18 protein-coding genes and 1 pseudogene are annotated in these 26733 nt (G+C 60.2%); 15 read left to right on the top strand and 4 right to left on the bottom strand.

Going from position 1 to position 26733, the window contains the following annotated elements:
- Positions 1–23: 23 nt before the first annotated feature.
- Genes ROSERS_RS13795 through ROSERS_RS13785 form a run of 3 tightly spaced genes read right to left on the bottom strand, consistent with a single transcriptional unit; the run spans position 24 to position 6417 of the window.
- Entirely contained in the window at positions 24–3827 is a 3804-nt protein-coding gene (locus ROSERS_RS13795; protein WP_011957395.1) for a glycosyltransferase, read from the bottom strand.
- On the bottom strand, positions 3820–5529 hold the full coding sequence (locus ROSERS_RS13790; protein WP_011957394.1) for a glycosyltransferase family 4 protein: 1710 nt from the start codon (positions 5527–5529) through the stop codon (positions 3820–3822). Before ROSERS_RS13790 ends, ROSERS_RS13795 begins: the two co-directional genes overlap by 8 nt.
- Before the next feature lie 18 nt (positions 5530–5547).
- Positions 5548–6417, bottom strand: coding sequence for a class I SAM-dependent methyltransferase (locus tag ROSERS_RS13785; protein ID WP_011957393.1), 870 nt, complete (start codon positions 6415–6417; stop codon positions 5548–5550).
- A gap of 185 nt (positions 6418–6602) precedes the next feature.
- On the opposite strand from ROSERS_RS13785, the gene ROSERS_RS13780 reads away from it, so the two are divergent.
- From ROSERS_RS13780 to ROSERS_RS13710, 15 genes and pseudogenes are all read left to right on the top strand, one after another.
- On the top strand, positions 6603–8219 hold the full coding sequence (locus ROSERS_RS13780) for a hypothetical protein (protein WP_011957392.1): 1617 nt from the start codon (positions 6603–6605) through the stop codon (positions 8217–8219).
- Between the two features lie 140 nt (positions 8220–8359).
- Positions 8360–8743 carry a PPOX class F420-dependent oxidoreductase gene (locus ROSERS_RS13775; protein ID WP_011957391.1) on the top strand — a complete coding sequence of 128 codons (384 nt, stop codon included), beginning with the start codon at positions 8360–8362 and terminating at the stop codon, positions 8741–8743.
- Positions 8744–8841: 98 nt separating this feature from the next.
- The gene (locus tag ROSERS_RS13770) at positions 8842–9918 is read left to right on the top strand and encodes an NADH-quinone oxidoreductase subunit D (RefSeq protein WP_011957390.1); all 1077 of its coding nucleotides are present in this window, start codon (positions 8842–8844) and stop codon (positions 9916–9918) included.
- Positions 9919–9940: 22 nt separating this feature from the next.
- Positions 9941–11659 carry a proton-conducting transporter transmembrane domain-containing protein gene (locus ROSERS_RS13765; RefSeq protein ID WP_232282608.1) on the top strand — a complete coding sequence of 573 codons (1719 nt, stop codon included), beginning with the start codon at positions 9941–9943 and terminating at the stop codon, positions 11657–11659.
- 3 nt (positions 11660–11662) lie between these two features.
- Positions 11663–12382: a hypothetical protein gene (locus ROSERS_RS13760; protein WP_011957388.1), complete on the top strand. Its 720-nt coding sequence runs from the start codon at positions 11663–11665 to the stop codon at positions 12380–12382.
- Between the two features lie 45 nt (positions 12383–12427).
- Entirely contained in the window at positions 12428–13891 is a 1464-nt protein-coding gene (locus ROSERS_RS13755; RefSeq protein WP_011957387.1) for a proton-conducting transporter transmembrane domain-containing protein, read from the top strand.
- A 63-nt stretch (positions 13892–13954) separates the two neighbouring features.
- Positions 13955–14338, top strand: coding sequence for an NADH ubiquinone oxidoreductase (locus ROSERS_RS13750; protein ID WP_011957386.1), 384 nt, complete (start codon positions 13955–13957; stop codon positions 14336–14338).
- A gap of 6 nt (positions 14339–14344) precedes the next feature.
- Entirely contained in the window at positions 14345–15163 is an 819-nt protein-coding gene (locus ROSERS_RS13745) for a hypothetical protein (RefSeq protein WP_011957385.1), read from the top strand.
- A gap of 67 nt (positions 15164–15230) precedes the next feature.
- Entirely contained in the window at positions 15231–16259 is a 1029-nt protein-coding gene (locus tag ROSERS_RS13740; RefSeq protein ID WP_011957384.1) for an ABC transporter ATP-binding protein, read from the top strand.
- Positions 16259–17020, top strand: coding sequence for a hypothetical protein (locus ROSERS_RS13735; protein WP_011957383.1), 762 nt, complete (start codon positions 16259–16261; stop codon positions 17018–17020). The genes ROSERS_RS13740 and ROSERS_RS13735 overlap by 1 nt, the downstream gene beginning before the upstream one ends.
- A gap of 338 nt (positions 17021–17358) precedes the next feature.
- The gene (locus tag ROSERS_RS13730; RefSeq protein ID WP_011957382.1) at positions 17359–17661 is read left to right on the top strand and encodes an ArsR/SmtB family transcription factor; all 303 of its coding nucleotides are present in this window, start codon (positions 17359–17361) and stop codon (positions 17659–17661) included.
- A 42-nt stretch (positions 17662–17703) separates the two neighbouring features.
- Positions 17704–19218, top strand: a complete 1515-nt coding sequence (locus tag ROSERS_RS13725) for a hypothetical protein (RefSeq protein ID WP_011957381.1) — start codon at positions 17704–17706, stop codon at positions 19216–19218.
- Positions 19219–19334: 116 nt separating this feature from the next.
- Entirely contained in the window at positions 19335–23603 is a 4269-nt protein-coding gene (locus ROSERS_RS13720; protein ID WP_011957380.1) for a tetratricopeptide repeat protein, read from the top strand.
- 17 nt (positions 23604–23620) lie between these two features.
- Positions 23621–23866, top strand: a pseudogene (locus ROSERS_RS13715) (Franean1_4349 family RiPP); the annotation flags it as partial.
- Positions 23867–23959: 93 nt separating this feature from the next.
- Positions 23960–24454, top strand: coding sequence for a DUF3592 domain-containing protein (locus tag ROSERS_RS13710; RefSeq protein ID WP_011957378.1), 495 nt, complete (start codon positions 23960–23962; stop codon positions 24452–24454).
- 102 nt (positions 24455–24556) lie between these two features.
- Here ROSERS_RS13710 and ROSERS_RS13705 read toward each other — a convergent pair whose 3' ends face one another.
- Entirely contained in the window at positions 24557–26713 is a 2157-nt protein-coding gene (locus ROSERS_RS13705; RefSeq protein ID WP_011957377.1) for a tetratricopeptide repeat protein, read from the bottom strand.
- Positions 26714–26733: the final 20 nt, after the last annotated feature.

Below are 26733 nucleotides of genomic sequence, written 5' to 3'. Positions count from 1 at the left end.
GGCATCGTATCGACAAGGACTGCTCAATCGGCGTATGCCTGGGGTCTGGTTTCGGCAAGCGCACGTTCAACCAGGTCGAGAAAGTCCGCCTCGAAGCGTTTCCGGGTAAACTCCAGCGCGCGCACCACGCCGCGTTGCGCCAGACGCGCATACAGCGAACGAGGACGGCTGAAACGAGCGATGTTTTCTTCGATGCGCGGCAGCAACCGACTCCAGGTGTATCGCTCGATGACGTAAGTCTTGCCGCGCGCACCAAGCGTCGCCGCGTGTTCGTCATTCGCCAGCAATGCATCAACTGCCGCCCGAAAGTCTTCGTATGAACGGACTGCATACCCGCCGCCGCTGCGTTTGACGTGACCGTTGGTGACTGCACAATCTGCATGCACGATCACCGGTCGTCCCTGGAGCCACGACTCCATCAGAACAAGCGAAAAACTCTCGTTGAGCGAAAGTTGACAGAGCGCCAGCGCGCTGGCGAAAGCATCGTTGAGCACCTCGCGGGGAAGCATGCCCAGCGCAACGATGTCGTGACGCGAAGGCGGGGAAATGTCGCCCGTTCCGCTCAGCGCCAGCGTCAGCGCTCCTGGTCGTTCTGCTTTGTAGCGAATGAAATAGTCGATCAACTGCGGAACATTCTTGCCATGTTCGAGGCGACCGGCGTAGAGGAGAAACGGACCTGTAACGCCGCTACGTTCACGGAAACGATGCGGATGACCCGGTTCTGGATGATCGGGAAAGCCAAATCCCAGACACGCGCGGTACGGATTGGTTACACCAAGAACACGAGTTGCGAACGCTTCTTCTTCTTCAGAGTTGAAAAAGATAGCTGCTGCCTGTTCGAGCATTGAGCGAAAGATGCCAAGACGTGCCAGTGGTTCGTCGTACAGACATGGAATAAGAATGGAACGCTCCGGCGCCGTCCGGATTGTCCAGTAACTGGTTCCAAAAAGATAGGGGATGACGAGCAGGCAGGCATACTCTTCTGCGTGTTGGGCAATGAATTGTTCAAGGTCGACGCTTCGCAGATTATGCTCCATGAACCGTTGCTCTTCGCTGAAGCGGGGAAGTTTCCCCGCTTCAGCCTGCTCCCGAACAGCGTGGAACCATCGGTCATCGATGCTGGTGGTTCGGAAGCGGCGGATGGTTACGCCGTTCAGATGATCGACCCCTGGCGGCACGTGGTCGCCCCAGTTCGACATATCGACCGTCGTTGTTGTAAGCGCCTCAACGGTGTAGCCGCGCGCAGCAAGTTGTTCCGCCCATCCCCGAATGCCCTGTTCGGCGCCTCCCAGCACGCCGACGCCGTAGCGGGGCGTCACAATACCGATCTTGCGCTGACGCAGCGCTGCTATTTCTTCCTCTGTCACCGGCACCAGTCGCCCGAATTGCGACATATCCCAATGAGCGCCGGGATGCGGGAGGTCGTCGAGCAACCGACATATCTGATCCGCCAGACCCGCGATATCGTCCGGATCGAACAGAAGACCGGCATCGCCAACTGTTTCCGGTAGCGCCGTCACACGCGTTGCGACCACCGGACGACCGTGTGCCATTGCCTCAACAACCGGCATGCAGAAGCCTTCGTGGATACTGGCGGTCACGAAAACTGCACAGGCACAGTACAACTGATCAAGAGTCGTATCGTCAACCTGTCCCGTGAACTGCACACAGGCTGCAACGCCGAGTTCACGCGCACGCGCCGCGACTTCGCGCACATACTGCCGGTATACCAGTGGGCGATCATCACCGACCAGCAGCAGCTTCGTCTCAGGATGACGCGCCACAATTGCAGGCAACGCTTCAATGAGCATATCGACGCGCTTACTGCGCGCCATGCGACCGACGTAGAGGAGCACATGTTTGTTGCGCACATCGAACCGTTCGATCAGGTCGCAACCGGGAGCGCCGGAGAGGGTTGCATGCGCAACGATCGGGAAAGCCATCTGAATAACGCGCTTTGGGTCGATCAGGCCTGTCGCTATCAACTCTGCACAGGTGAAACGGCTATGCCCGATAGCATAATCGGCGTATTGAACAAGAGAGAGGTTTGTGACACCGCGCACCATCCTGGCGTAGTAATCTGGCGACTCGACCCCCCAGATGTCAGGTGGCGTGATACCGTGGTAATCGAATAGCACGACGCCATGACGAACATCACGTACTAATCCGGCGAGGTCGTAAAAGAGCGGGTAATGGAGAATAATCAGGTCGGCGCGGTGCAGATGTTCGAGAGCAACTGCATAGTGTTCGTCTGGTATCTGGCAGTTAATGGCGACGACTGAGAGAAGAATGTCGGTCGGTAAACGCTGATCGACGTGTTCTGCCAGTATCACGACACGATAGCCTGCGCTGCGCAGTGTCTGGGTCTGGAACAGGATATATTTGCCAATCGCGTCATACGCAGCAACATTAGCGCTCAAGATAACCGCACGCAGCGCTGTATCGAGAACATATTCAATATCGACACAGAGCGGTGGAATGCCATACGTACTGAACCAGTCAATATATTCTTCCACCAGGCTGATCTGCAACTGCCACACCCCAGGTTGAGGAGGAGGATCGATCCGCAACGCAATATGGGCGTGTTCGCCGGGAAGGATGTCTTTGGGAATGGCTGATCGATGAAGTCCGACGATGCGTCCTCCTGCTTGATCGACCCACCGATAACCGAGACGTATCGGATGTGCGCCAGCGCTGCGCCAGGCTATGCGCCCGATATTATGCACGTCCACATTGATGCAAAAGGATTCGCCCAGATCCACACGAAGCGGCGGCGAGTCGAGCAATGTGTAACGCGCCGCCAGCAGAGCCGGTTGGTCTGTTACCAGGTTTTCAATGTCTGCAAGACGCGCAGCAATACGTCGATGGGAACTCCTGCTCAGTTCGTGTTGCAGGTTGAGAAGAAGGCGCTGTACTGTGGCTGTTGCTTCAGACACATCCTGGTTTGTTTCGCGCCGTGCAAGCCAGATGTGCAGAAGGTCTGCAAGCGTTCTGTCGTATGCCCAGCGCAACGCACGTTTTTCAGACGGTTGTTCGAGACTTCCGATAAAGTCATGTTCCGCCTGTGCGAAAGGACCGGTTATCTCGTCGAGGGCGTATGTTTTCAGCACAAAGCGTAGCCGTCCTCGATGAACAAGTGCGCTACGGGTCAGGCGATCCCGCTGCGACGTCGCCTCTCGATGGATGAGTGTCGCCTGCGGTTCATAGCGGATCAGATAGCCAGCGCGTCGCAGGCGCACGCAGAGATCGACGTCCTCAAAATAGGCGGGACGATATCCTTCGTCGAATAGCCCGATACGTTCCAGTGCCTGGCGTCGCAGAGCGACAGCTGCAAAAGTAACGAACTCGACATCGCGCGGTTTGTCATACTGCCCGCGATCTGGCTCATATCTCCCGACATGGCGCGACAGTGCCAGGGGCCAGTCGAGGGTCAGACCGGCATGCTGAATTGTTCCATCGGGGTAGCGGATTTTGCACCCCACCGCGCCTACTGCAGGATCGGCGAAGGGGGCGATGATAGCGCCGAGCCATCCCGGATCGACCAGAGTATCCTGATTGAGCAGAACGATCACATCGGGCAGCGATTCGTGCGCCAGCAGCGTGCGGATCCCGACGTTCATTCCGCCGGAATACCCCAGATTATGTGGGTTCCTGATCAGTGTGAAGACGGGAAAAAGGGCGGCGATCTGATCCGGTGTTCCGTCACGGGAGTCGTTGTCCACCACCAGAACGATATCGGGTGCCGGATCGAGCTGGCGCACCCGTTGCAGGCAGGCGATCGCCTCGGCGCCGCCATTCCATGTGAGCACAATCACCGCGCTATTCATACCGTTCCTCTATGAGGGTTTCGCGATCAATGTCTACCATCTGTGTTCTGGTACGTGGCGGCGGCGGCGGTTGTTCACCATAGAGCGCAGCGCGGAGGTGCTGGTCGGCTTCTTCCAGACCAGCCATATGTTCGGCGATGTCGCGCGTTTGCTGCGCCAGCAGGCGAACGGCGGCGATCAGGCGGGCAACATCGTTTGAGAGGAGATCCTGATACTCCGCCGTTGCATAAGCAGCACGTATCACGGCGGCGTTGTGGTCGCGCTGACGGGCAATCAGCGGCGCCAGCAGGGGCCAGACAAAGCGTTCCAGCGCCATGTTCCGCACTTTTCCCGCCACTCCCTGCGCCGGTGGCGTCAGTTGATCAAGACGCCAGGTTGCTTCAAGCGCCTGTAATGCGCGATTGCGCTGTTCCTGAAGCGTTTGTCGGCGGTCGGTGCGCTCCGCTGTCGAAGGCGACGATGCCGCCGGGGTACTGCGCTGACGAGAGGCAGAGCGTGGCTTGTGCACTGGTGCCGCTTCGAGGAATCGAACAATCGGGCGAACGACCTTTGTCCAGGTGTATTGTGGCGCCAGTGCACGCGCCTGGTCGGCAAGTTCTGCGCGTCGGGCTTCGTCGGTGAGCAGGGTGATAAGCGCCTGCGCCACCGCTTCCGGGTCTTCCGGCGGTGTCACAAGGGCAAAGCCGTGCTCCCGCGCCAGTGCTGCGGCAGGGTCGCCATCGCTGAGGACGGCAGGCAATCCGACCCACAGGTAATCGAGCACCCGCGAGCGGATGGCGGCATATGCCATCTCGAGGTGCTGGCGATGCAACGAGACGGCAACGGTCGCATCAAGGAGCAGGTTCGCGCGGTCGGCATATGGAACCCATGTCTCATAGAAGAAGATATGACGGTCGAGCAAATGCAGGTCGGACGCCAGGGCGCGCGCCGTGTCGGTCATACGCATCGGTGCTGCGCCACCAGGGTGTTTGCCCGCCATGAAGACCAGGCGCGCGTTGGGAACTCTGGCGATGACCTGCGGCATTGCCTGAATGAGCGTCAGCGGATCCAGCCAGTCCCACAAGCCGCTATTCCAGAGAATGATTAGGTCATTGTCGCCGATGCCAGGAATCACTCCGCGCACACCGGGACCGGTGCGCTGCGGCGGGCTGGCAGGCAATCCAAAAGGAACGACGACAACCAGATTGCGCAGGAGCGGGTCGGCATCCACACGCTCAGGAGTGATGCGTCCGGCAGCCATCAGTGCGCCCAGGTACAGATCGCGTTGCCGTTCGGTGGCGCAGAGGAACAGATCGCCAGCCGCGAGTTGCCGGTTGAGCAGATCGATGTCGCGTCGGGCGCGCTCTTCCCGTTCAACTGGCGATGCATGACGGAACAGTTCGATATTCTCGAGCAACGTCGGATCGTACAGATCGAGGATGAGCGGTTGGGACGCTTCGGCAAGTTCGGGGTGCGCTTCGAGCAAAAAACCGTTTGCCAGGACGACATCCGCCTGGTCGAGGTAGAACGCCAGCGAGGAGGTGTCGCCCATGGTAAAGCGACCGGTGCGGATCCCCGGCGCAGTCACATCAATGGGATATGGCGCGATCAGCGTGATCTCCGCACAGGATGACAATGCCCGCGCCATTTCCCAGGCGCGGATGCCCGGACCCGCCATCCGCTGTCCAACAACATCATGGCTGATAATCAGGAGATGCATCATGGGATTCCTTACAGGCAACTACTTTCTGCCGGTCAGGAGACGCAGCAGGCGTATCACCCGCCCGTGTTCCAGGCGATGAATGAGGTCTTCAAGATACCGGATATGCGCATTCTTTCGCGTCAGTTCCGATTCGAGGCGGATCGTGTAGGCGTGGCGCTCTTCCGCGAGGCGTTCGGCTTCTTTCTGCGCGGCGACGGCTTGCGCCAGACGGTCGCGCTGTTCCAGCGCCAGTTCCCGCAATTGCTGATGTGCATGCCAGAGTTCCCAGAAACGACGTTCATAATCGCGCACGATCCGATGGAGCGGCTCGCTGCGCCGCCGGAATCGCACTGCCCACGGAGTCAGAAACGAAGCGTCAAAATCGACATCGCGGAAGAATCCATGGCGCGCAAACCGGTCAGCCCAATACTCCGGCGGATTGACGTTCATGTGCGTCGCTTCTTTGTGGTCATACGGCGACGACGAGAAGAGAATATCGTCGCTCCACATGCACATGTTGGCGATTGCCGCTTCCGCTTCGTGGCGCGGCATATGTTCGAGCACTTCGATACAGACAATCAGGTCATAGCGACGACCGAACGGCTCGGTCACCGAAGCGACGCGCACGTATGGACGAACCGATTCGTGCGCCTGCGCAATCGCATACCCGGAAATATCGATCCCTTCGGCTTCGACGCCACGGGCGCGCAGTTGCTCGACCAGCATACCGAACGCACACCCGGCATCCATCACCGAGCGCGGTCCGATCTCGGCGACGATCCGTTCGGCAAATTTGCTAAAGAGATTGATCCAGCGGTCGTCGCGCTGATACGGCGAACCACATCCCGTCTGATAGTACCAGGCATTGAACAATCGGCTGGCATCTGTTGCCACGGCGCCATCGTCCATGCTTCGAAATCCACACCTGTCTGAATGTCGCGGTTGCGCGCGGCATTATATCATAAGTTACACCCATTATTTTGGTTAGAGAATGGTTACACAAGGCATATAATGTGGACGTGGCGTGTATTGGTATGGTAGTGGGGGCGGCGCTTTCAGTTCTGCTTCCGGCACTCGATCTTGTGAGGGAGGTTATGCGTTATCTTCTCGACCAGCGTTCCTACGACGAGATGCTCCGGCAAACGTTCCATCCGCGCGACTGTTATGTGCGCAATAACGAGTATTGTCATCACCTGTACATTGATGGGGTCAAATACACAGTTGCACGTGCCGTGTACGCCTGCATGAAAGAAGCGCAGGCGAAAAACGACACCGACGCGATGCTGCATTTGCAGATGCACATATCAGACCTGGAGCGCCTGATCAGTGCGGCGCGGGCGCGTGGTGAAAATGTCCAGGCGCTGCGTCTGTTGGGCGACCCGCCGCCGAGCGATGAGGAGGCGCGACCGCAACTCGACAATTCCTTTGTCCCAAAGGTGCCGCATACCATTGAAGAAACCGGTCTCAATCGCACATTTCTTACCGAGCACTTCCTGCGCATTCTGTATAACAAAGGGCGTGCAACCGGGCGGGAGATAGCAGCTACGATGGGGCTGCTCTACCAGATTATCGAGCCGATCATCACCGATCTGCGCGGCGTCGAGCAGATCGACATCATCGGGCAGCGCGGGTATGGCGATATCAACTACGAGTATGTCCTGACCATTCGCGGGCACGAAGCAGCACAGGCAGCAATGGCAAAAACGCAGTATGTCGGTCCCTGCCCGGTTGTGCTGGACGACTGGATTGCATCGGTCAAAGCACAGACGGTGCGCAACGTCAAAGTGACGCGTCGCAACATCCGGGACGCATTCGAGGGGCTGGTCATTGACGAGTCTATTCTGAACATGGTGGGTCCGGCGGTCAATTCCGGTTCGTCGGTCATGCTGTTTGGCTATCCGGGCAACGGCAAGACGACCATCGCTGAACGGATCACGCATCTGATGGGCGATGACATCTTCATTCCCCACACGGTGTACGCCGACGGCGCGATCATCAAGTTCTACGACGCGGTCATCCACGAACCGCCGCGCCGCCCGTGGAACGACGAGATTGAGTATGATCGGCGCTGGACGCGCATCTGCCGTCCGGTCGTCATCGTTGGCGGCGAGTTGACCCTTGAACAGTTGAACCTGATCTACAACGAAACGTCGAAGATCTACGAGGCGCCGTTCCAGATGAAGGCGAACTGCGGCATCTTCCTGATCGACGACTTCGGGCGGCAGCAGGTGCGCGTGTTTGATCTGCTCAACCGCTGGATCGTGCCGCTCGAAAAACGTTACGACTACCTGAACACGGTCACGGGGCAGAAGATCCAGATTCCGTTTGATCAGTTGATCATGTTCAGTACGAATCTCGACCCGAAGGATCTCGGCGACGATGCACTGCTGCGACGCATCAAGTTCAAGATCGAGATCATCGACCCGACCGAAGAGCAGTGGCGTGAGATCTGGAAGATTATGTGCAAGGTGCGCAAAGTGCCGTATGATGATCGCAGCATCGATTATCTGGTTGCGAAATGGTTCCGCGCGGATGGGCGACCATTTCGCATGTGTCAGCCACGCGACATTCTCGATCAGTTGATATCCATTGCGCGCTACAATATGGAGACGCCGCTGTTGACGGCGGACCTGCTGGATGCGGCATGTCTGTCCTACTTCCCGAGCAAGGAGAAGAAGAACTTCGGCGCTAAAGTGCGGCTCGATCTCTAGCCATACACGACCGGGTGTGCTGTGTCCGCCAGGAATGCGCAAAGGGTGCGGCGTCGCCGCGCCCTTTCTGCTGTGGGTGAACTGTTGTCGCTTCTCGTGCGTATTATGAAGGTGTATCCATCGAGACAGGGAGTATTTCAATGACAGCAGCGCTTTTTGCCCCGCTTGCCGGTCACCAATACATGAATCTGACAACGTTTCGCAAGAATGGTCAGCCGGTGCCGACGCCCGTCTGGTTTGCGCAGGAAGGAGATCGCATCTATGTGGTGACGCAGGCTGCTTCCGGGAAGGTAAAGCGCATCCGTGCAAATCCACGGGTGCAGTTGACTCCCAGCGACGCGCGTGGGAAGCCGCTGGGTGCAACAATCGAGGCTCAGGCGCGCATTCTCGATCCTTCGGAAGGAGAAGTCGCACGACGCGCGCTGGCAAAGAAATATGGCGTGATGTTCCAGATGTTTGCCGCTCTCTGGAAACTCCAGCGCACAACGCCGATCTTTCTCGAGATAACACCGGTGACGTTCTGATTGCTCATGGTGGTATAACCAGATGTTCACTCTGGTCGTGATGACACGCCGCATAACGTGGTATAATGCGCGCCCGATGCATACGAAGGAGTGCAGGCGTGTCATACTCGCTGGCGCTGGGACCTTTCCACCCTGCATGGCTCGGTCCGCAGCGCTTCATTCTGCACATTGCCGACGATCGCGTCGTCGATGTCGAGTATCAGAACGGGTTCAACGAACGCGGTTGCGCCGAGCGATTACCACGATTGCCGCTGCCCGATGCGCTGCACCTGGTTGCGCGGATCTGCGGTGAGTGTTCCTTTGCCCATTCCCTGGCGTTCTGTCAGGCGATCGAGCAGGTACAACGGCGAAAAGTGGGCGCGCGCGCCGCGCTGCTCCGGGTTGCAATCGCCGAGTTGGAACGGACGGCGGCCCATCTCTATACAGCGCGCGCCGTGCTGGACGCAATCGGCATGGAGCAGCGCGGCGCAATCCTCGATCATTTTTGCCAGCAGTCCCGTGATATGCTGGCGCTGGTCACCGGCGGTCGCATTCCGCCGCCTGTGTGTGCACCGGGTGGTCTGTTGCGCGACCTGACGCCGGTTGAGCGGCAAGAGGTACTGGCGATGTTGCCGGGAATGAGCGCCGACCTCTATCGCTTCATTGATCGCCTCATCGATCAGCGCTTCTTGCTTATGCGCACCGTCGAGGTTGGGGTGTTGCCGCGCGCGGCAGCCGAGCAGTTTGGCGTGCGCGGTCCACTGGCGCGCGCTTCCGGCATCCGTCGCGATGTCCGAGTCGATCAGCCCTACGCAGCATACAGCATGCTCGATGTTCAACCGATCATTCAGGAAGGCGGCGATGTGTACGCGCGCCTGCTGTTACTCTTGCTGGAAGCGTATGAGGGTGTCAAACTCGTCGAATCTGCACTGCAACGCCTCCCTGAAGAAGACCCGATCGTCGAACTGCCGCACGAATTGCCGCGTGGTCAGGCCTCCTCGGTTGTTGAGGGTCCTCGAGGCGCCATTCGTTATACACTCGAGAGCGATGGCGTGCGATTGACCCGGGTGCAGATTGATACGCCGCGTCAGTGCGATCGACTGCTGGCGCGCACCCTGCTGAGCCGGGCGCAACTGGATGATGTGATGGCAATTCTGGCGTCGCTCGCAGTGTGTGTCGCCTGCGCCGAGCAATAGGCTTATGGTTCCATTGGCGTTCATGCTACCTCTGATCGGCGCGGTTGTCTGCCTGGCGCTGGATCGTTTTGTCGCCGCACGCCTGACAGGTCTGGGCGCCGCCGGGGTATTGTTTCTCTGCGCAATCCTGATGATCGTTGCGCGCCTTCAGGACTTGCCGTCGACAGTATTCGATCAGACCTGGTTGCAGTGGGGGGATGCGTCGTTTCGGATCACGCTGATCATCGATCCGCTGGGATGGCTCCTGGCGCTGATAGCGTTTATCGGCGGCGCACTTGCGTTGCTGGGGGCGGCGCTGGCGATTCCTGTCGATCTGCGGGGCTTTGGCAGACTGTTTGCAGCCCTGATCGTTATTCCTGGCATCGTGGCAATCGGCGCGTGCAGTCCGGCGCTGCCGGTGCTGGCATTCGCGCCAGGTGTCGTCGGGATAGCGTGGTTTGTCGCACTGCGATCCAGCGGTGCGTTGCCGGGATCGGATGCGCCGCTTGTTCTGGCGTTGTCTGGCAGTGCGGCGGCGTTGTTTCTTCTGGCAGGACTGCTGAGCGATACCGCTGGCGCTGGGTCGGGTTCATCAATTCTGATTGTTGCAGGCATCCTGATATACGTCTGGACGCTCTGCGGTCTCCCGCCAGCGTTTGGATCGCTCGCTGCTGCGCACCAGGCGCCGGCGCCCCTGGCCCTCGTAGCCCCGTTCGGTCTGCCGCTGATCGGGATTGCTGCGTTGTTGCGATTGCTCCCGGACTATCTGGCGCTGTTGGAAGAGGCGTACCTGACCGTCCTGGTTGCCACTGGCATCCTGGCGTTCGTGCTTGCTGCCACACGCGCACTATGGACGCATTCGCTGCGTCAGCTGGCAGCGGCGCAGTTCAGCGCCCAGGTTGCGTTGATCATCGTTTGCGCCGGATGCGGCAATGACGCCTTTATGCATGTGGCGCCCGCCCTGGCGATCAATGCGCTGCTCTCGACCCTGGGACTGGGGTTGAGCATTGCTGCGCTCGAGCGTCGGAGCGGTGCTGATGATGTCACCGCGCATACCCGACACCCTGACAGTGCGCTGCATGTTGCGACCACGGGGCTGGTGGTAGCAGCGTCTTCGGCGGCTGGCATCCCTGGCGCCTGGGGATTCTGGGCGCGGCTCTGGCTGTTCGACGCGCTACAGCGCACGGCGCCATGGGCAGGAGCGCTGGTGCTTGCCGGGAGCAGTCTGCTGGCGCTGGCGATGCTGGCGCCGCTGGTGCGCTTCTGGCGTGCAGCAGCGTCTTCTTCATCACAATGGCGTGCACATCCGGTCGACACGCTGCCTGCTTTTGTCGGCGCACTGCTGGCGCTCATGGGCGCTGCGCCCCGCGCAGTGTGGGATGTGGCGCTGGCGGCGATTCCAGGGCAGTTCGCGTCGACGACAGGGATGCCTCGTTTTCCTGCGCTACCCGGCTCGACCGCCGTCATCATCGCCACGCTGATCTTGATCGTGGCGCCAGCAGCGCTTCGTCGCCTCCGGCAGCGTCGCTCGCCACCGGCGGAAGAGAGTCTGACAGCGGTGTTGACACCAGACACAACTGGCACGGCGTTGTATGGGCTGGCATGGCTCGCAGCGCCCGCGATTCCTGAAATAGTGCATGTCGGATTGGCACGGGTGGCTCTGCTGATCCGGCAGGGAGTGGCAGTGTTGGGTCGCCGTTACTATCTTGCGGCGATCGTCTTCTCCTTGATTGTTGTCATTCTTGTCTTTGCAGCGGGGTGATCGATGCCGATCGTCACCATCAACTGGGCAGTTGTCGGTCTGGCGGTTTCCAGCGGGATTGTGATCCTGCTGCGCGACTGGCGTATCACCATTCCGGCAATGTTGATCAATTATCTCAGTGTTGCCTGGTTTCTGGCGCAGCAACAGTTCATCACACCCGATCTGACTGTCGGCGAACTTGCGCTAAGCACAACGATTGTGGTCAAGGTGATCACCGGCTTTGCCGCCAGCGCTATTCTGGGGATCACTGCGGTTACCTTTTCGCGGGAGTACAATCTGGAGGATCTCGACGAATTCTCGCTGGCGGAACTGCGCCGCGCCGCGCGGCGCGCACAGCGGCAGCGCGCCAGTGAGCCGTTTCGCCTTGCCGACTATGTTGTGCCGTTCTGGGCGCTGGTGCTCGCAGCGCTTGCAAGCGTTGCGCTTCCACGTCTCTATCCGATCGGCAGCCAGACGATCGATTTCGCCTGGTACTGGCTGGGGTTGACCGGTCTGTTTACCATTGTGCTCGCCGGTGATACGTTGAAGATCGGTCTGGGATTGCTCCTGGTCGTCAGCAGCATCGATCTGGTCTATACCGCTATCGCCAGCACTGTTCAGGTGTTTCCGCTGGCATTGTTGAGTCTGACGACAATCGTTCTGTCGCTGTCGGTCGCGTACTTGAGCGGGTTGATGTACGGACGGTTCAAGACGCTCGATCTGAGTGTATTGTACAAACCATGACCAGTCGTGCGTCGGTGTCAGCGCTGACGTATTCCAGCAGGATGTATGTCCTACGTGCTTCTCATAACCTTTCCCCTGGCGCTTGGCGCAAGTTGCTTCCTGCTGCGCCACGAGATGCGTCTGGTGATGGGGGTGGCGATTGCCGCACTGATTGCGCACTGTGCTCTGGTGCTCCTCTCACCAGTTGATCAACCGGTACAGTTGCTCGGTTTGACGCTCAACCTTGATCCGCTTGGGAGATTGTTCCTTGCTGGCTTCCCGGCAGTGACCGCTCTGATGATGCTGGCAACGTGGCGTCTGCCGCATGGTGAGCACTTCGTCTCAATTGCGCTCGTCATCATTGGCGTGGCATCGGCGATGATCGTCTTGCTCCAGGAGCCGCTGATAGTGGCGTTGCTGCTGGTCAGCGCCAGCTTGATCTCGGTGCTTGCGATTGTCGATCTTCCATCCAGAGCGTCGCAACTGGTCGAACCGAACGTGATCGCGTCAGCGCTCAAATATCTGGTTCTGATGGCGCTCGCCGGGGCGCTGGCATATCTCGGGTTCGTGCTGATCAATGTGTACCGGCCTGGCATAACGCCTGATCAGATCGCGCCTCGCCTTGTGCTGGCGCTTATTGTGGCAGCGTTCGGGCTGCGAATGGCGCTTGTGCCATTTCATTCCTGGCTGCCGGATCTGGTTGAGGACGCTTCTCCGCTGGTGTCGGCGATCATCGTTGTGGTGCTGAACACGACCGGGTTGCTGTTTCTGATCAGCGTTCTGCAGTTCTTTCCGACCCTGGTGTCCGAGAATGAGCGCGGATTGGCGCTGTTGACCTGGTTGGGAGCGATTGCTGCACTGGTCGGTGCAGTGCTGGCGCTTGTGCAGGATCGACCGCGACGCATTGCCGGGTATCTGGTCGTTTATAATGCTGGAATGATCCTGTTCGGGCTGGCGACGATCACGCCGGTTGGTCTGATGGGCGCGGTGTTCGAGGCGTTCAACCAGATGCTGGCGGTTCCACTCTTGATGGTATCGCTGATGTTGCTGGAACAACCGGATGGGCGACCGCCAAAGGCGATGCGACGCGATATGCTCTGGCGCTGGCCCGTGGCAGGGAGCGGCTTGTTGTGCAGCGGCGCGGCGTTGATCGGGTTGCCGCCATTGAGCGGCTTTGCGAGTAAGATGCTGCTGTACCAGGTTGCTGCGCACTACGGTGCGCCTATGCTTGTGCTGTTGATCGGCGCAACGCTGCTGGCATTGCTGGCGCTGGCACGCATCGCGCGCGACTGGTTGATCGGCGCTCCCGAGGATCAGCCGGTGGCTGAAGCGCCAGTATTGTTGGGCGCGACAGAACTCGATCTGCCACCACAACGTCGTCTGGCGCCCGAGCCGTTCGTTGCAGCGATCGTGGTGCTGGCGCTCCTGGGAATCAGTCTGGCAATCGGGTTGTATCCGCAACCACTGATCGAGACGATTGCCGATGTCATCCGTGGTCTGACATTTGTGCGGGTTGATGTCGTGCGTTGAAGGTTGCGGGTTTCGTTCCCGCTTCCCGACACAGCACAGAATGAGCACGGAAAGGAACTGTACGTGATACAGGTCTACCGGTTCAACACCGGCTCGTGCGGCGGTTGTGATCTGGAAGTCATTGCGGCACTTGCCGCCGCAGCCGATATTGACTGGGCGGCGACGCCCCATGAGGCTGATGTGTTGCTGCTGACAGGACCGTTGACCACGGATACGAAGAAGGCATTTATGGCGCTTCTCCAGGAGTTGGACCACAGGGCGCCGATCATTGCCGTCGGACGTTGTGCTATCGACGGGCATCCGTTTGGACGCGGCGGGGTTGCTGTCATCCCCAACCTGACGGTCCATCTGTCGCTCGATGGTTGTCCGCCGACACCGACGCAGATCGTCGAAGCGATTCGCACAATCGCTATGGATCGGGAAGATGGCGCAGCAGGTGAGCGGTAGTGCGGTATGAATATCGTCATGACACTGATCCTGGCAGTTCTTCTGGCGACAGGGTTTGGTTTAGCTGTAGCTCCGGCAATAAACGGTGCCGGTCTCGTATTACGCCTGCCGAAGCGACGCTTTCCGACAGGCATCGATAGTCTGGCATCAGGGGTCAGCATTGTTCTGACTGTTCTGGCATACGCTGCGCTTCCCTGGCCTCTTCATCCGGCAGACGCATCCTTGTGGGTCGGACACCCGGCGCTGGTGTGGGCGCTCGTCGAAGGGGCATTTCTTGCGTCGGCGTTTGCCGGTCTTCTGGCGCTGTCGCCGCTGGCAGCACGCGCAGCGCTCCGCGAGGCGCAGGTGAACATGGCGGGACGCCTGGTACTGTGGGTTGTGGTTGGGAGTTTGTTGTGGGGTGACGTGGGATGGAATGCACTCGAAGTTCTGGGACGGGCATTCCTGTTCCTTGTGGGGGTAGTTGCCGTTGCCGCCGCCGCCGGTCTGGGTCCGTTCGCCCCGGATGCCAGCCTCGCGCCGTCTGGCGCTGAGGAGGGGCTTGATGCAGACGAACGATGGCTGGCGCAGATGGCGCGTCAGATGCGCGCAGGGTTGGTGCTGGCGCTGTTCGTGGTCGGCATCCTCCCCGGATCGGACGTCGTTCAACCGTGGATTGCGGCGATGATTGCACTGGCGCTCTTCGCCGTGCTGCTTGCCGGGTTACGCCAGGCGCGACGCACCCTTCCACTGGCGCCGCTGCACACAACGGTGCGCTGGTGCCTCCTGCGCGCTCTCCCCGCAGCGCTGATCGTCAACGTCTATCTGCAACTGGCGGTAAGATAGTAAAGCGAGGCAGCCTGGCTCTCAGTTCTCAGTTCCTGGTTCCTGGTTCCCGGTTCCTGGTTCTCTCATGGACGTAATTGCAATCGAGGATGTCCACAAATCATACGACGGCATACCTGTACTGCGCGGTGTATCGTTGCACGTGCCGCGCGGCATTGTCTACGGGGTGCTGGGTCCGAACGGCGCAGGGAAGACGACCCTGATCCATCTGCTGGTCGGCTTTCTGCGCCCAGACCGCGGCATCATTCGTATGTTCGGCGACGAGAACCTGCGCCAGGTCGATGGGCGCGTTGGGTATATGCCGGAACGGTTGCGCTATCATACGCACTACACCGTGCGCGAGTATCTCTTCTACCTGGGGCGGTTCAGCGGACTTGCCGGCGCAGCGCTGCGCAGGCGAGTTGGCGAGGAGATCGAGGCGTGTGGTTTGACCAGCGTCGTCAACCGGAAGATGAGCGCCCTCGCGCGCGGGATGGTGCAGCGTGTCGGTTTTGCGCAGGCGCTGCTCAGTCAACCGGAACTGCTCTTGATCGATGAACCAACGTCTGGACTCGACTCAGAAGGGCAACGCGACATTATCGATCTGATCGATACGGTTCGCCAGCGTAGATGTACGATCATGATAGCGACGCATTTTCTCGATGAGGTGGATCTCTTATGTGATCGTTTTGGCATTCTGCATGGCGGGCGTATCATCGCAGAGGCTGAAACGCGCACGCTTCGCCAGTCGTCGAGGAGTGTCGTGATCACGGTCGCGGATCTGCCGCCTGACGCGGCGGCGGCGCTGAGTGCGCTTTCCACTGCGGTGTGTTGCAATCAGCGCGAAATAACGTTGACGCCGAACACGCCGGAATTGCAGGCGCAGGTATTGCGGCTGTTGCTCGACCATGGGGTTTCCATCATCTCTCTTGCACCGCGGTTTCACCCGATTGAGGAATTCTACCGCAGCGCCGTGCGCGGCGAGGCGGGTCGTCATGGAGAGTCCGACGCATCTCCACCGCCTCCAGGTCCATCAGGAACCGGCGACACGTTGTTGCGCGAATTGCTGCGTTGGGAAGATCAACGAACGCAGGAAAGGCAGGCAGACGAACCGTGATGCAGACGTTGCTGCGCACATTCTGGTTTGCCGTTTTCACGCTGAGCGAATACCTCCGCTCCGGGCGGATCGTTATCGAACTGGCGGCGACAGCCGCAGCGTATTACCTGTTCTTTCGCCGCTGGACGCTGCCGATGACGCCGGATTATTTCTTTTCGACGGTTGGTTTGTTCACATTGGGATTGACTGTGTATACGGGTTCGACCATCCTGGCACTCGGCGATCGACCACAGGGATATGTGACTCTGGCGCGACGTTTGGGGCGCGGTCCATACCTGATCGGTCTCTACCTATCGGTTCTTGTGGTATCATGGGGTGTGTACGGCATCATCTGTTTGCTGATTGCGCTCACGAACCCGGTGAGCGGTCTCGATATCGTTGGGTGGATGCTGGGCACGCTGCCGCTTCTGCTGAATCTGGCAATGCTGGCAGCGCTGCTGACGCTGCTGACGCCAATCGTGCTGCCAGCGCCGTGGCGCCTGGCAGTTCTGGCGCTGGTGGCGCTGGCGTTCTCAGGGAACCTGATCGGTGGTTCAACGATGTCGTCGCTGCCAGAACCGGTGGCGCTGGCGCTGGATGTGCTGCGCACCGTTTTGAGCACGCCGTTGCTGCCAGCTTTCACCGGTTTCGCCATTTCGGTGAGCCGTGATTACAGCGGCGCTTCGGCAGTCGTTCCTGTCGCGCAGTTGTTCCTGGTGATCGGGCTGCTATCGCTTGCGGTGTACTCATTTGCGCAGCGGGAACTGCTCTTTTCTGCCTGACGCCTGAGCATAGAGATGTCAGGAGGTGTGTGATGTCCGATCTGCGAACGTTCTTTCGCCTTCTTACGCGACTGAGCAGGCTTCCCGGTCGCTTCATCCGCTTCTTCAGGTCTGATCCTCGTTCCAGGCGTCGTCCTCCCGAACTCGCGGAACTTGAGGCGCAATTCTATCAGGACGCCGGTCAAGACCCTGAGCGGGTTCGGAATCGTCAGTTCTCGACCTCGTTTCGATCCGGGCGGGGGTGAAAACGGCGCCACTCGCCGAACCCGGCGGACAGGACGCTTGCCACGCTTGACATATCGCGCCGGGAAGCGTACATTGTGGCAGAGAGGTCTGCCATGATGACAGCGACACTATCCGACGATGATCGTCTGATTGCTGCGTGTCGGGCGCTTGCGCATCCCGTCCGTCTTGCAATTGTGCGCTACGTTCAACGTCATCCGCGCTGCATCGGCAACCAGATTCAGTTGCATCTGCCTGCGCAACTGGCGCGCGCTCAGTCGACGCTTTCGCAACATTTAAAGATTCTGTGCGCTGCCGGTCTGCTCCATGCCGAGGCAGAAGGACCGGCGACCTGTTATGTGCTGAACCAGGCGCAGTTCGACTGGCTCTGCCAGCAGATCAGCGCATTGCGCGATTGAGCAGCGTTACCGCTTGTGCATCCTGTAATTCGCAGACACGCTATGCCTGTCGCACAACGATATGCGCTGCTGCTGATCGCCACAGCAGTCGTCGCCGTGATGACCGTATCTGTTGCGTATCCCGCCGTGCCTGATCGCGCATTCGCTGCCGATGATTTTCAATGGGTGCTGAATGTTCGTGATCGGTCGTTGTCGGCAGTTGCTGCGCGCGCCTTCAATGTAAGCGCTTCGTCGCACTTCTACCGTCCGCTGGTCTGGTTGCTGTTGTGGAGTGAATGGCGACTGTTCGGCTTCGACGCGCACGCCTTTCACATGCTTTCCCTGGCGCTGCACACGCTCAACGCGGTGCTCGCCGGCGCACTGGCATACCGTCTGATCAAAGCGCCGTCGCCGCTGCCGCCGATCGTCGGGTTCACCGGGACGGCGCTCTTCGTAGCGCTCCATCCGGCGCCGTTTGAGGCTGTGGTGTGGGTTTCGGCGCAGAGTGAACTGCTCGCCGCCCTCTGGCTCCTGCTGGCAGCGCATTGCTGGTGGAGCGCCGGAGAATCCAATCAACGGTCGGTGCATCGTTGGGGATGGTGCATTGCTGCGACAGCGGTGTTAGCGCTAGCGCTGCTGACGAAAGAGAGTGCAATCATTGGTCTGCCGTTGTTCGCGCTTCTGGAATGGCAGGCAGCGCGTGCTGCGCAGCAGCGCCCGGAGTGGCGTCCGCTCATCCTGCCACTTCTGGTCACCGGCGCGTATCTCGTTGTTGCGCTCGATGTCGCCGCGCGCAACGCTCTGGTGCGCGAGCGCGGCTATGGTTTCGGCGTCCAGGTTGTCCTCAACCCGCTCCGCAGTCTTGGCTTGATCGCCGTGCCGCTGCCAGGCGTCGAGTATGGTCGGGAAGCATGGTTGCCTCTCGCTGGCGCGTGCGTGGCGCTCGCGTGGGCAGGTGCGCTCTTCGTCTGCTGGCGGCTCTGGAAAGGAGCGGCTTCCCTGCTGATCGGCTTCCTGGCGCTGATCCTGACCCTCGCTCCTACCGCACCGTTCACCTCGGCACCCGATTCGCGCTACCTCTATCTGCCGGTTATGGTGATCGCGCTTCTCGCTGGCGCAGGGGCGTCGATGCTCGTCGAATGGATCATCTCGCCTGGTGGAACCAGGAGTGCCGGGAACAGTGTCGAGCGGCACATCTTGTCGAGAAGTCGCATCCCTTTCCTCCGCCTGTTCGTCGGCGCTACAGCAATAGCGATCGTGGCGCTGATCAGCATGCTGGCGGTGAGCGAAACCCGAGGACGCGAGGTTCGTTTTGCTACTGGCACGCGTCCGGGCGAAGAATTGCGCCTGTTCACGGCAGCGCGGTGCGCCAAGGCGGACTTCGACCGCATTCTAGTCGTTGAGCCACCAATCGCAGCGCCGCACGTCGAAGCGATTATCCATCTGAGTTGCGGCGTCCGCACCCATCCAATGGTGATCGGCATGGGCGATGTCGAGCGCGAATTGCGCCCGAATACGCTGGTCGTCGCCTTTAGTGGCGGCTTCCCGCGCGAACTGATACGCACACCGTCGGAATGAATGCTTCAGGATACGGCCTGATAACCCGCTGAGTCGTCTGTATACGTTATAATAAAAACGGCACTGCGCGTTTTCTCCACCAGCACAGTATGGTACTGCATCAAAGGGCAGAAAACATGCCTGACCCCGCAGACATCAGCATGGTAGCGTCTGAACGACTGGCGCGCTACCTGCCGATGGACATTTACAACCGCCTGAGCCATACTGCCGGTCGCATCGACCTGCATTCCGTCTTTGCGCATCTGGCAGCCGTGCGTGCGACAATCGCAACCTATCTGCCGCGGCGGATCGTGCATCGCGCGCTGGATGAACATCTGTCCCCTCCCTGGTTGCAATGGGTGGAAGGGTCGCTGCTCTTCGCCGATCTCTCCGGATCGACGGCGCTGGCGGAACGTCTTGGCGTGCTTGGGCGGGAAGGCACTGAACTGGTCACCGATTTTCTTAATAGCGTTTTTGCGCGCATGATCGACGTGATCCATGCGTATGGCGGCGACCTGATTTCGTTTGGCGGCGATGCGCTCCTGGTGCTGTTCGATGATCTCGATCATCCACGGACGGCCACGTGTGCAGCGCTGGATCTGCAACGCGCCCTGCACGGTTTTGTGTGCCGTGTCGCCGGTGTCGGCGATTTCCCCGTCTATCTGCATGTTGGGGTAGAGAGCGGTCAGGTGGCTCTGGTCAGCGCCGGACAGTCCGACTCGTGGCACTATGCAGCGCTCGGCGCCGTTGTCAACGGTGTCGCGCGCGCCGAATCGCTGGCGGGTCCGGGTGAGATCGTTCTTGGGCGGCGCACGTGCGAGTTGCTCGCCGATGTCGATGTTGTGGGTGAAACGCTGCAATCAGGATTCTTTCGTCTGAACACGGTGGTCAATTCGATCACCCCATCGGGCGCCAGACGTTTCCAGGCAGGCGCGATGAAAACCGGTGAGACGCTCGCCGATCTCCTGGCCGATCTCGACCGCGTGAGTCCCTACCTGCCGTCTGCACTTCTGAGCCGTATCATTGCCATTCCGGATCAACCGCAGGTTGAAGCCGATCTGCGCCCGGTGACTGCGTTGTTTGCGCAGGTCGTCGGACTTGAGTTGCTGGCGGAGGCGCTTCCTCCTGCGCAGTCTGCGCAGCTGTTCGAGCGCTACATGGTTGCCATGCAATCCTCGATTGCGCGCTACGGCGGGGTAATCAACAAACTGGACGTTGCCGAAGAAGGGGTGAAACTGCTGGCAATTTTTGGCGCTCCGGCTGCGTATGAGGATCACGCCGAGCGCGCCGCGCACGCGGCGCTGGCGATGCAGGAAAGTCTGCACGATGTCAATGCCCATATCGAAGCAATCCTGGGCAGTCCTGATGATTCTGGCGCTCGATCACCGACCGCAACCGCATCCCTGCTCCAGCAGCGTATCGGTTTGAATCCTGGCGTCGTCTTTGCTGGCAATGTCGGCAGCGCCACGCGCAAAGAGTACACCGTGATGGGCGATGCGGTCAACATTGCTGCGCGAGTGATGAGCGCAGCGCCATGGGGCGATGTGTGGTGCAGCCTGGTGTTGGGAAATATCGCGCCCCGGATTGTGTGCGAACCGCGCGGGAGTGTTCCGCTCAAGGGGAAGACGGAACCGCTCGAACTCTGTCGCGTTGTGAGTGAGCGTGATGGCGGCGACGTGGCGAGGTTGCTCCAGCGAGAAACGCACCCGCTCGTCGGGCGAGAGAGCGAACTTGCCTGGTTGAGAAGCGAACTCGATGCCGCACGTGCCGGATCGGGGCGAGCGGTGCGTCTGGTGGGCGAGGCGGGGGTCGGGAAAAGCCGGTTGGTAGCGGCGCTGGTCGAGATGGCGAACGAACGCAGGATGCGGGTGGTATCGGCGGCGTGTCTCTCCTATACCGCCACTATTCCTTATGCAGCATGGGGCGAATTGCTGAAATCGCTGTGCGGTCTGGTTGCCGGTGAGAGCAGCGAGGTGCGCGCAGCAAAAATCGCCGACCATCTTGCGGCGCTCGGTCCTGGCATGGACGAGTGGTTGCCGTTGCTTGGCGATCTGGTGCGGCTCGACATTCCCGACAACCGGTTGACGCGCGGTCTCGATCCGCAGTTGCGTCAGGAACGCCGCTTCGATCTGCTCGAACGCTTGCTGCTGCATGCCGCTTCGCGCGATCCATTGCTGGTCATCTTCGAAGATCTGCACTGGGCCGATCCGGTCTCACTCGAACTCTGGCGGCGCGTTGCGCACACCGCGCGTCAGGCGCCGGTTCTGCTGCTTGGCGCGCACCGCCCAACCCCTGCCCTGACCGATGATGATCAGGCTGCTGTGCTCGAAGTGTGCGAACTCCCCGCCGACGACAGTGATCGCCTGGTCGAGATCCTGGCAGGCGATGTGCCGCTGCCGGAAACGTTGCGCCGTCAGATTGCGGCGCGGGCTGCAGGCAACCCGCTCTTCCTGGCGGAACTGTTACGCGCAGTGCTCGCGCAGTCGAACCAGACCCTGCTGCACAGCATCGATAGCCTGCCCGACAGTCTGAATGGTCTGCTGCTGGCGCGCATCGATCGCCTTGACGAGCATGCGCGCAACGTGCTGCGTGTGGCGTCGGTCATCGGGCAGCGGATACCGTTCGGCGTTTTGCAGGCGATCCAGACGATTGACCGCATCGCGCTGCTCCGTCAGTTGACCCACCTGGACGAGCAGGAAATCACGATGCTGGAACGGCTCGAACCGGAGCGGGTGCATACGTTCCGCCACGCACTGCTCCAGGAAGTCGCCTACCAGAGTATGCTCTACTCACGGCGGCGCGAACTGCACGGTCGAATCGGCGAATACCTGGAACAACGCTACGGCGACAACCTGGACGATTACTACGGTTTGCTGGCGCATCACTATCGTCTCAGCAACCGGCGCGACAAGGCGATCCACTATCTGTTGAAAGCCGGTCACGCAGCGCGCGCGGTCTTCGCCAATGAAGAGGCGTTGCAGTACTACAGGTGGGCGCTCGAAGCGCTGGCGGGGGACGCCCATGACCCGCGCAGCTGGGAGACGCACGCAGCGATTGCTGATGTAGAAGCCACACTTGGTCATTACGACAAAGCGCTGGAGCATCTTGCACAGATCCTCGCAACGCCCGACGTTCCGCCGGATGTGGCGCAGCACGTCTACCATCGGCGCGGCGCCGTGCTCGAAAAGCAGGGGATGTACGCTGCGGCACTGGAGGCGCTGGAGCAGGCAATGCACATTGTGCGCACGCATCCGACCGACGTTGCGCCGCTGGCGGCGGCGCACATTAACGCAGATATTGCGCTGGTGCGGCGACGGCGCGGTGAGTACGATCTGGCGCTGGCGGCGTGTGAAGAGGGATTGGCAGCGCTGCGTCCCGATGTTCAAACAATGGAAGACGAGCAGATCGAAGCCCGGTTGCACGCCGAGAGCGGTTCGGTGCTGGCCCTGCGCGGTGAGTACGCCCGTGCGCGTGAATTCTTCGAACGGAGCCTGCGGGTGCGCGAGTCGATCGACGATCTGCCGGGCATGATCGCTTCGCACAACAATATCGGCTACCTCTGGCAGTTGCAGAGCGATCACGAACGCGCACTCGAACATTACCGCGTGGCGGAAACGCTGGCGCGCAAGATCGGGTTGCAGTACGCAATTGTTTACGCTCTGGGAAATATCGCCTACTCGCTTACTATTCTCGGTCAGTATGCTGAGGCCGAGGCGCGCTGTGAAGAAGCTCTTGAACTGTCGCGTCGATTGCACGCCCAGTTGACGACAGCGCAGTTGCTCAACACCCTTGGCATCATTCACTACCGTCGCGGCGACTACGCACAAGCGCAGCAGGTATATGAGGAGGCGCTGAATCTGCACCGCTCCCTGGGCAGTACCGACCAGGAAGCGAATGCCCTGGTGCATCTCGCGCAGACCTACGGCGCGCAGGGTGATCACGCGCGCGCAGCGGAACTTGCTCGCCATGCACTGGCGACCGCCGAGGCGCTTCAGGCGCCATCGCTGCAGATCGAGGCGCTCAATGCGCTGGCGGAAGCGATGATCGGGTATGGCGATCTGGAGGCGGCGGCGGCGTGCGCCGATCAGGCAGTCGAGTTGAGTCGCTCACTCGGCGCCGACGATCTGATGGCAATTGCGCTTCGACTGCGTGGCGAAGCGACCGTTGCTCGCGGGTATTCCTGGCAGGAGGATTTTATCGGCAGCGCAGCGCTGTGTGATACAGTTCGGGATCACTTCGAACTGGCGCGCACCTGGCAGGCGTATGGTGCGGCATTGCTCCGGACTGGTAACCTGAACGAAGGAATTGCGTATCTAAAACGAGCATATGATACGTTTACTTTGTCAGGCGCCAATGGAGAAGTGCGCCGGATGCGCAGTATGTATCACGATACGCTCGAACTGTAGCGCATTCTTCGCTCAGAAAGGGTCGTTCAGAAAGGAGCAGAGCCATGTCTCAGTCGGAGGTCGAGCGGGTCATCGGGCGTGCAGTGACCGATCCGGAGTTTCGCCAGGCATTGATCGATAATGCGCGCGAGGCATGCAAGGAATATGATCTGACGGAAGAAGAACTCGATGCGCTTGAAAAACTGGACAGCACGAGTCTCCAGGCATTCGCCGTCACCCTTGATCAGCGGTTGTCGAAGCGCGGCGGCACGGGGTTGATGTAAGAGGTGTATTGCATAGAAGCGGGTAAGCAGAGGCGCTGCCTTCGCTTACCCGCAGCGATGTACTGGGAATAGTCGTTGAATGAATCCGCTTTTATGGGCATACGCCTGATCATACTCCTCGTCGTCACTTTGCCGATGGGCTTTGTCACCCTGCTGCTGACGATGCGCGCCTGGCGCAGCCAGCAGCTGGTCAACGCAGCGCGCAGCTGGCAGAGCGCACCTGGTACGGTGATTGCCGCCCGTGTGGAGCAGGTCAACATCCCCGTGCGGGTGCAAACCTCCACCAGTACCTACCGCCTGGCGACACGCTATGCTCCTGTGGTTGCGTATGCGTATTTCGTCAACGGGACGTATCTTCAGGGGGGACGCCTGCGCCTGGGTCCTCGTGTGCTCTCTTCCGAAGCCGCAGACGCCGGGCGCGAAATAACCCGCTACCCTGTCGGCAGCCCGGTCACGGTCTGGTATGACCCGCAGAACCCGGTGGATGCCGTGCTGGAACGGGGGGGCGGGGCTGTCTGGATCGAGTGGCTGATCTGTTGGCTGATGCTGGCGCTGACCGTGCTGGCGGCAGTCCTGATCTATGGCTAGAAGGCACTATAATACCAGTACAAGGAAAGTGGGACTGTGGTAAGGCCGGTTGCGACCCCGTGTTTTTCTTTTGTTTCACTCACCCTTCGCTTCCATCATCCATCACTCTGACCCGGCAACGAGCACCGTCAGATGCGCGCGGTCGATCAGCACCCCCAGCCGACGCCCGTCGGCAGCCGTGAACGTCGGACTCTCCACTTCAACAAGGATTGTCGTGTGCTGTGGATTCACGATGAAGGTGCACGTGCGCCAGTCAGCGCTCAGGGAGATACTGCGACAGGTTCCATCAACGCAAATACGTGCAGGGACGGCGTTCCGTTCAGGGTGCGGCGCCGCCAGGCGCAGGGTGAGCAGCGCCTGCGTGTTCGTTGTGGCGCTGCCGAGCCGCAACAGTGCGCGTCCCGCGCTCCAGCGCGCCCGCACGCCCTGAAGTTCTTCAGCCGGATAGACGCCGCCAACGTACCCGAAGTCGAGTCCGTCGCCGACGTCCAGGGATGACGGCGGATCGCGCCCCAGCATCCGCCACGACCAGTCGGTGACGCGCTGTTCGTCGGCGTAATACCCGGCAAATGCGCGTCGCGCTTCGTCCAGATTTCCGAGTGAACGTTCCAGATCACCGAGACGGGCGCTGGCGATAAAGTACACCCGGCTCGCGTCCCATGCTGCGCGGTACGCAATGCGCGCCTGCGCAATCTCGCCGCGCGCCAGATGCGCATGTCCCAGGCGCAGCCATCCATCAGGCGTCGCTTTGACGCTCAGTGCGCTCAGGTAGGCGCGCGCTGCGCGATCCGGCGCGCCCAGCGCCATCCATACGTCACCGATCAGTGCGCGACTGCCGCGCGCCAGGTTTTCGCCGGCCCACGCCCACGGGTAGGCGGTCAGCACCGTCCAGAGAAAGATGCAGACCAGCGGTGCGATCATCAGCAGACGCCGACGCTCAAAACAGGCGATGCGCTGCGTCAGTATGGTGAACGTCCATGCTGCGTATGGGATGAGTGTCGGAAAGAGGAAGTGTCGGTAGCGCGCTTCACCGTGGGTGAGCAGCATCGTCGCAATCGCGTAGCCGATCCAGAGCAGGCAGAGCACAGCCGGAGCAACCGGCAGATGACAGGATTGGTGGAACTGCTGATCGGATGGTGTGTTGCGTATGCGCACTGCGTGCGCCAGACCAATGATCGCGCCGATCGTGATCAGGAGATACAGCAGATCGTCGGAGATCAGGGCGGCGACGAACAGCGGCAGATCAACGTCGGCAACGTAATGTTCCATCAGGAAGCGATCCTGGATCGGTTTGACGCGCGCCAGAAAGACCCAGTTGGGCCAGAGTTTCCGCACCAGAATCGCCGGGTCTTCACGCAGACGCTCCAATCCGCGTGCAGTCGCATAGTTCGACCGCTCGACCGGGTTGCTGATGCCTTCAAGTATCCGATGGATAGTATCGCGGTCTTCGCGCGGTTCGTTGAAGACCCACAGGTTGTACGATAGCCCGGTTTCGATCAGGATGAACCCGCCGTATGCCTGGTAGTTGCGGATCGTCCAGGGTGCGATGACCATTCCGGTGCTCAGCAAAAAGAGGGTCGCGGTCAACAGTGGCACCGTCAACCGGCGTCGAACATCGCCGGACGGGTTTCGCCGTAAAACCTGAAACGCCAGCCAGAGCGCCGCGACGAGCAGGAACAGGAGTGCCAGCGACCGGGTCAGTGCAGCGAGTCCCAGCGCCGCTCCTGCGGCGATGACTAGCAGCCAGCGTTGCGATGCCGGTTGTTGATCCGCTGCATGGAGGAGCATCAGCATTCCGACCTGAAACAGCACGGTAAAGAGCGTCTCAGACATGTACAGACTGGCAAATGTGGCGTTCGTCCAGAGGACGGCGGCGATCAACGCTGCTAGCAGTGCTGATTGCTGGTGCTTTACCAGTCGCATGGTCAGTGCGTACGTGAGGTACACGCTCACGACGCTGAGCAGAATGTTGGGCAGCGCTGCCAGATGCAACGCACGCGTGGCATAGGGCCAGCCATCGTCGCCCACAAGCCGCCAGGATGCTGCCAGGAACAACGGGTAGAGGGGAGCGCGCAACCAGTGGTACTGCTCGTAGAACGACCATCCGCGCCCTTCTAGCAGGTCGCGCGCAACAGTGATGTATTCAACCTCATCGTTGGCTGGCTCGTGGAGCGGTTGACTCCAGAGGATGAGACGTAATCCCAGCGCGAGTGCGAGGATGATCAACAGGAAGATACGCGCCTGCGATCGATGCGTCATTGAACCGGAACCTCAATCGT

The organism is Roseiflexus sp. RS-1 (genome assembly GCF_000016665.1).
Lineage (GTDB): Bacteria > Chloroflexota > Chloroflexia > Chloroflexales > Roseiflexaceae > Roseiflexus.
This window is presented reverse-complemented; position numbering and strand designations above follow the sequence as displayed.

Coding starts and splice junctions, on each gene's coding strand:
- ROSERS_RS13740 (WP_011957384.1), top strand. CDS start 15,231: ATGGACGTAATTGCAATCGAGGATGTCCACAAATCATACGACGGCATA.
- ROSERS_RS13765 (WP_232282608.1), top strand. CDS start 9,941: ATGCTACCTCTGATCGGCGCGGTTGTCTGCCTGGCGCTGGATCGTTTT.
- ROSERS_RS13785 (WP_011957393.1), bottom strand. CDS start 6,417: ATGGACGATGGCGCCGTGGCAACAGATGCCAGCCGATTGTTCAATGCC.
- ROSERS_RS13705 (WP_011957377.1), bottom strand. CDS start 26,713: ATGACGCATCGATCGCAGGCGCGTATCTTCCTGTTGATCATCCTCGCA.
- ROSERS_RS13795 (WP_011957395.1), bottom strand. CDS start 3,827: ATGAATAGCGCGGTGATTGTGCTCACATGGAATGGCGGCGCCGAGGCG.
- ROSERS_RS13735 (WP_011957383.1), top strand. CDS start 16,259: ATGCAGACGTTGCTGCGCACATTCTGGTTTGCCGTTTTCACGCTGAGC.
- ROSERS_RS13775 (WP_011957391.1), top strand. CDS start 8,360: ATGACAGCAGCGCTTTTTGCCCCGCTTGCCGGTCACCAATACATGAAT.
- ROSERS_RS13730 (WP_011957382.1), top strand. CDS start 17,359: ATGATGACAGCGACACTATCCGACGATGATCGTCTGATTGCTGCGTGT.
- ROSERS_RS13725 (WP_011957381.1), top strand. CDS start 17,704: ATGCCTGTCGCACAACGATATGCGCTGCTGCTGATCGCCACAGCAGTC.
- ROSERS_RS13790 (WP_011957394.1), bottom strand. CDS start 5,529: ATGATGCATCTCCTGATTATCAGCCATGATGTTGTTGGACAGCGGATG.
- ROSERS_RS13780 (WP_011957392.1), top strand. CDS start 6,603: ATGCGTTATCTTCTCGACCAGCGTTCCTACGACGAGATGCTCCGGCAA.
- ROSERS_RS13745 (WP_011957385.1), top strand. CDS start 14,345: ATGAATATCGTCATGACACTGATCCTGGCAGTTCTTCTGGCGACAGGG.
- ROSERS_RS13720 (WP_011957380.1), top strand. CDS start 19,335: ATGCCTGACCCCGCAGACATCAGCATGGTAGCGTCTGAACGACTGGCG.
- ROSERS_RS13710 (WP_011957378.1), top strand. CDS start 23,960: ATGGGCATACGCCTGATCATACTCCTCGTCGTCACTTTGCCGATGGGC.
- ROSERS_RS13755 (WP_011957387.1), top strand. CDS start 12,428: ATGTCCTACGTGCTTCTCATAACCTTTCCCCTGGCGCTTGGCGCAAGT.
- ROSERS_RS13760 (WP_011957388.1), top strand. CDS start 11,663: ATGCCGATCGTCACCATCAACTGGGCAGTTGTCGGTCTGGCGGTTTCC.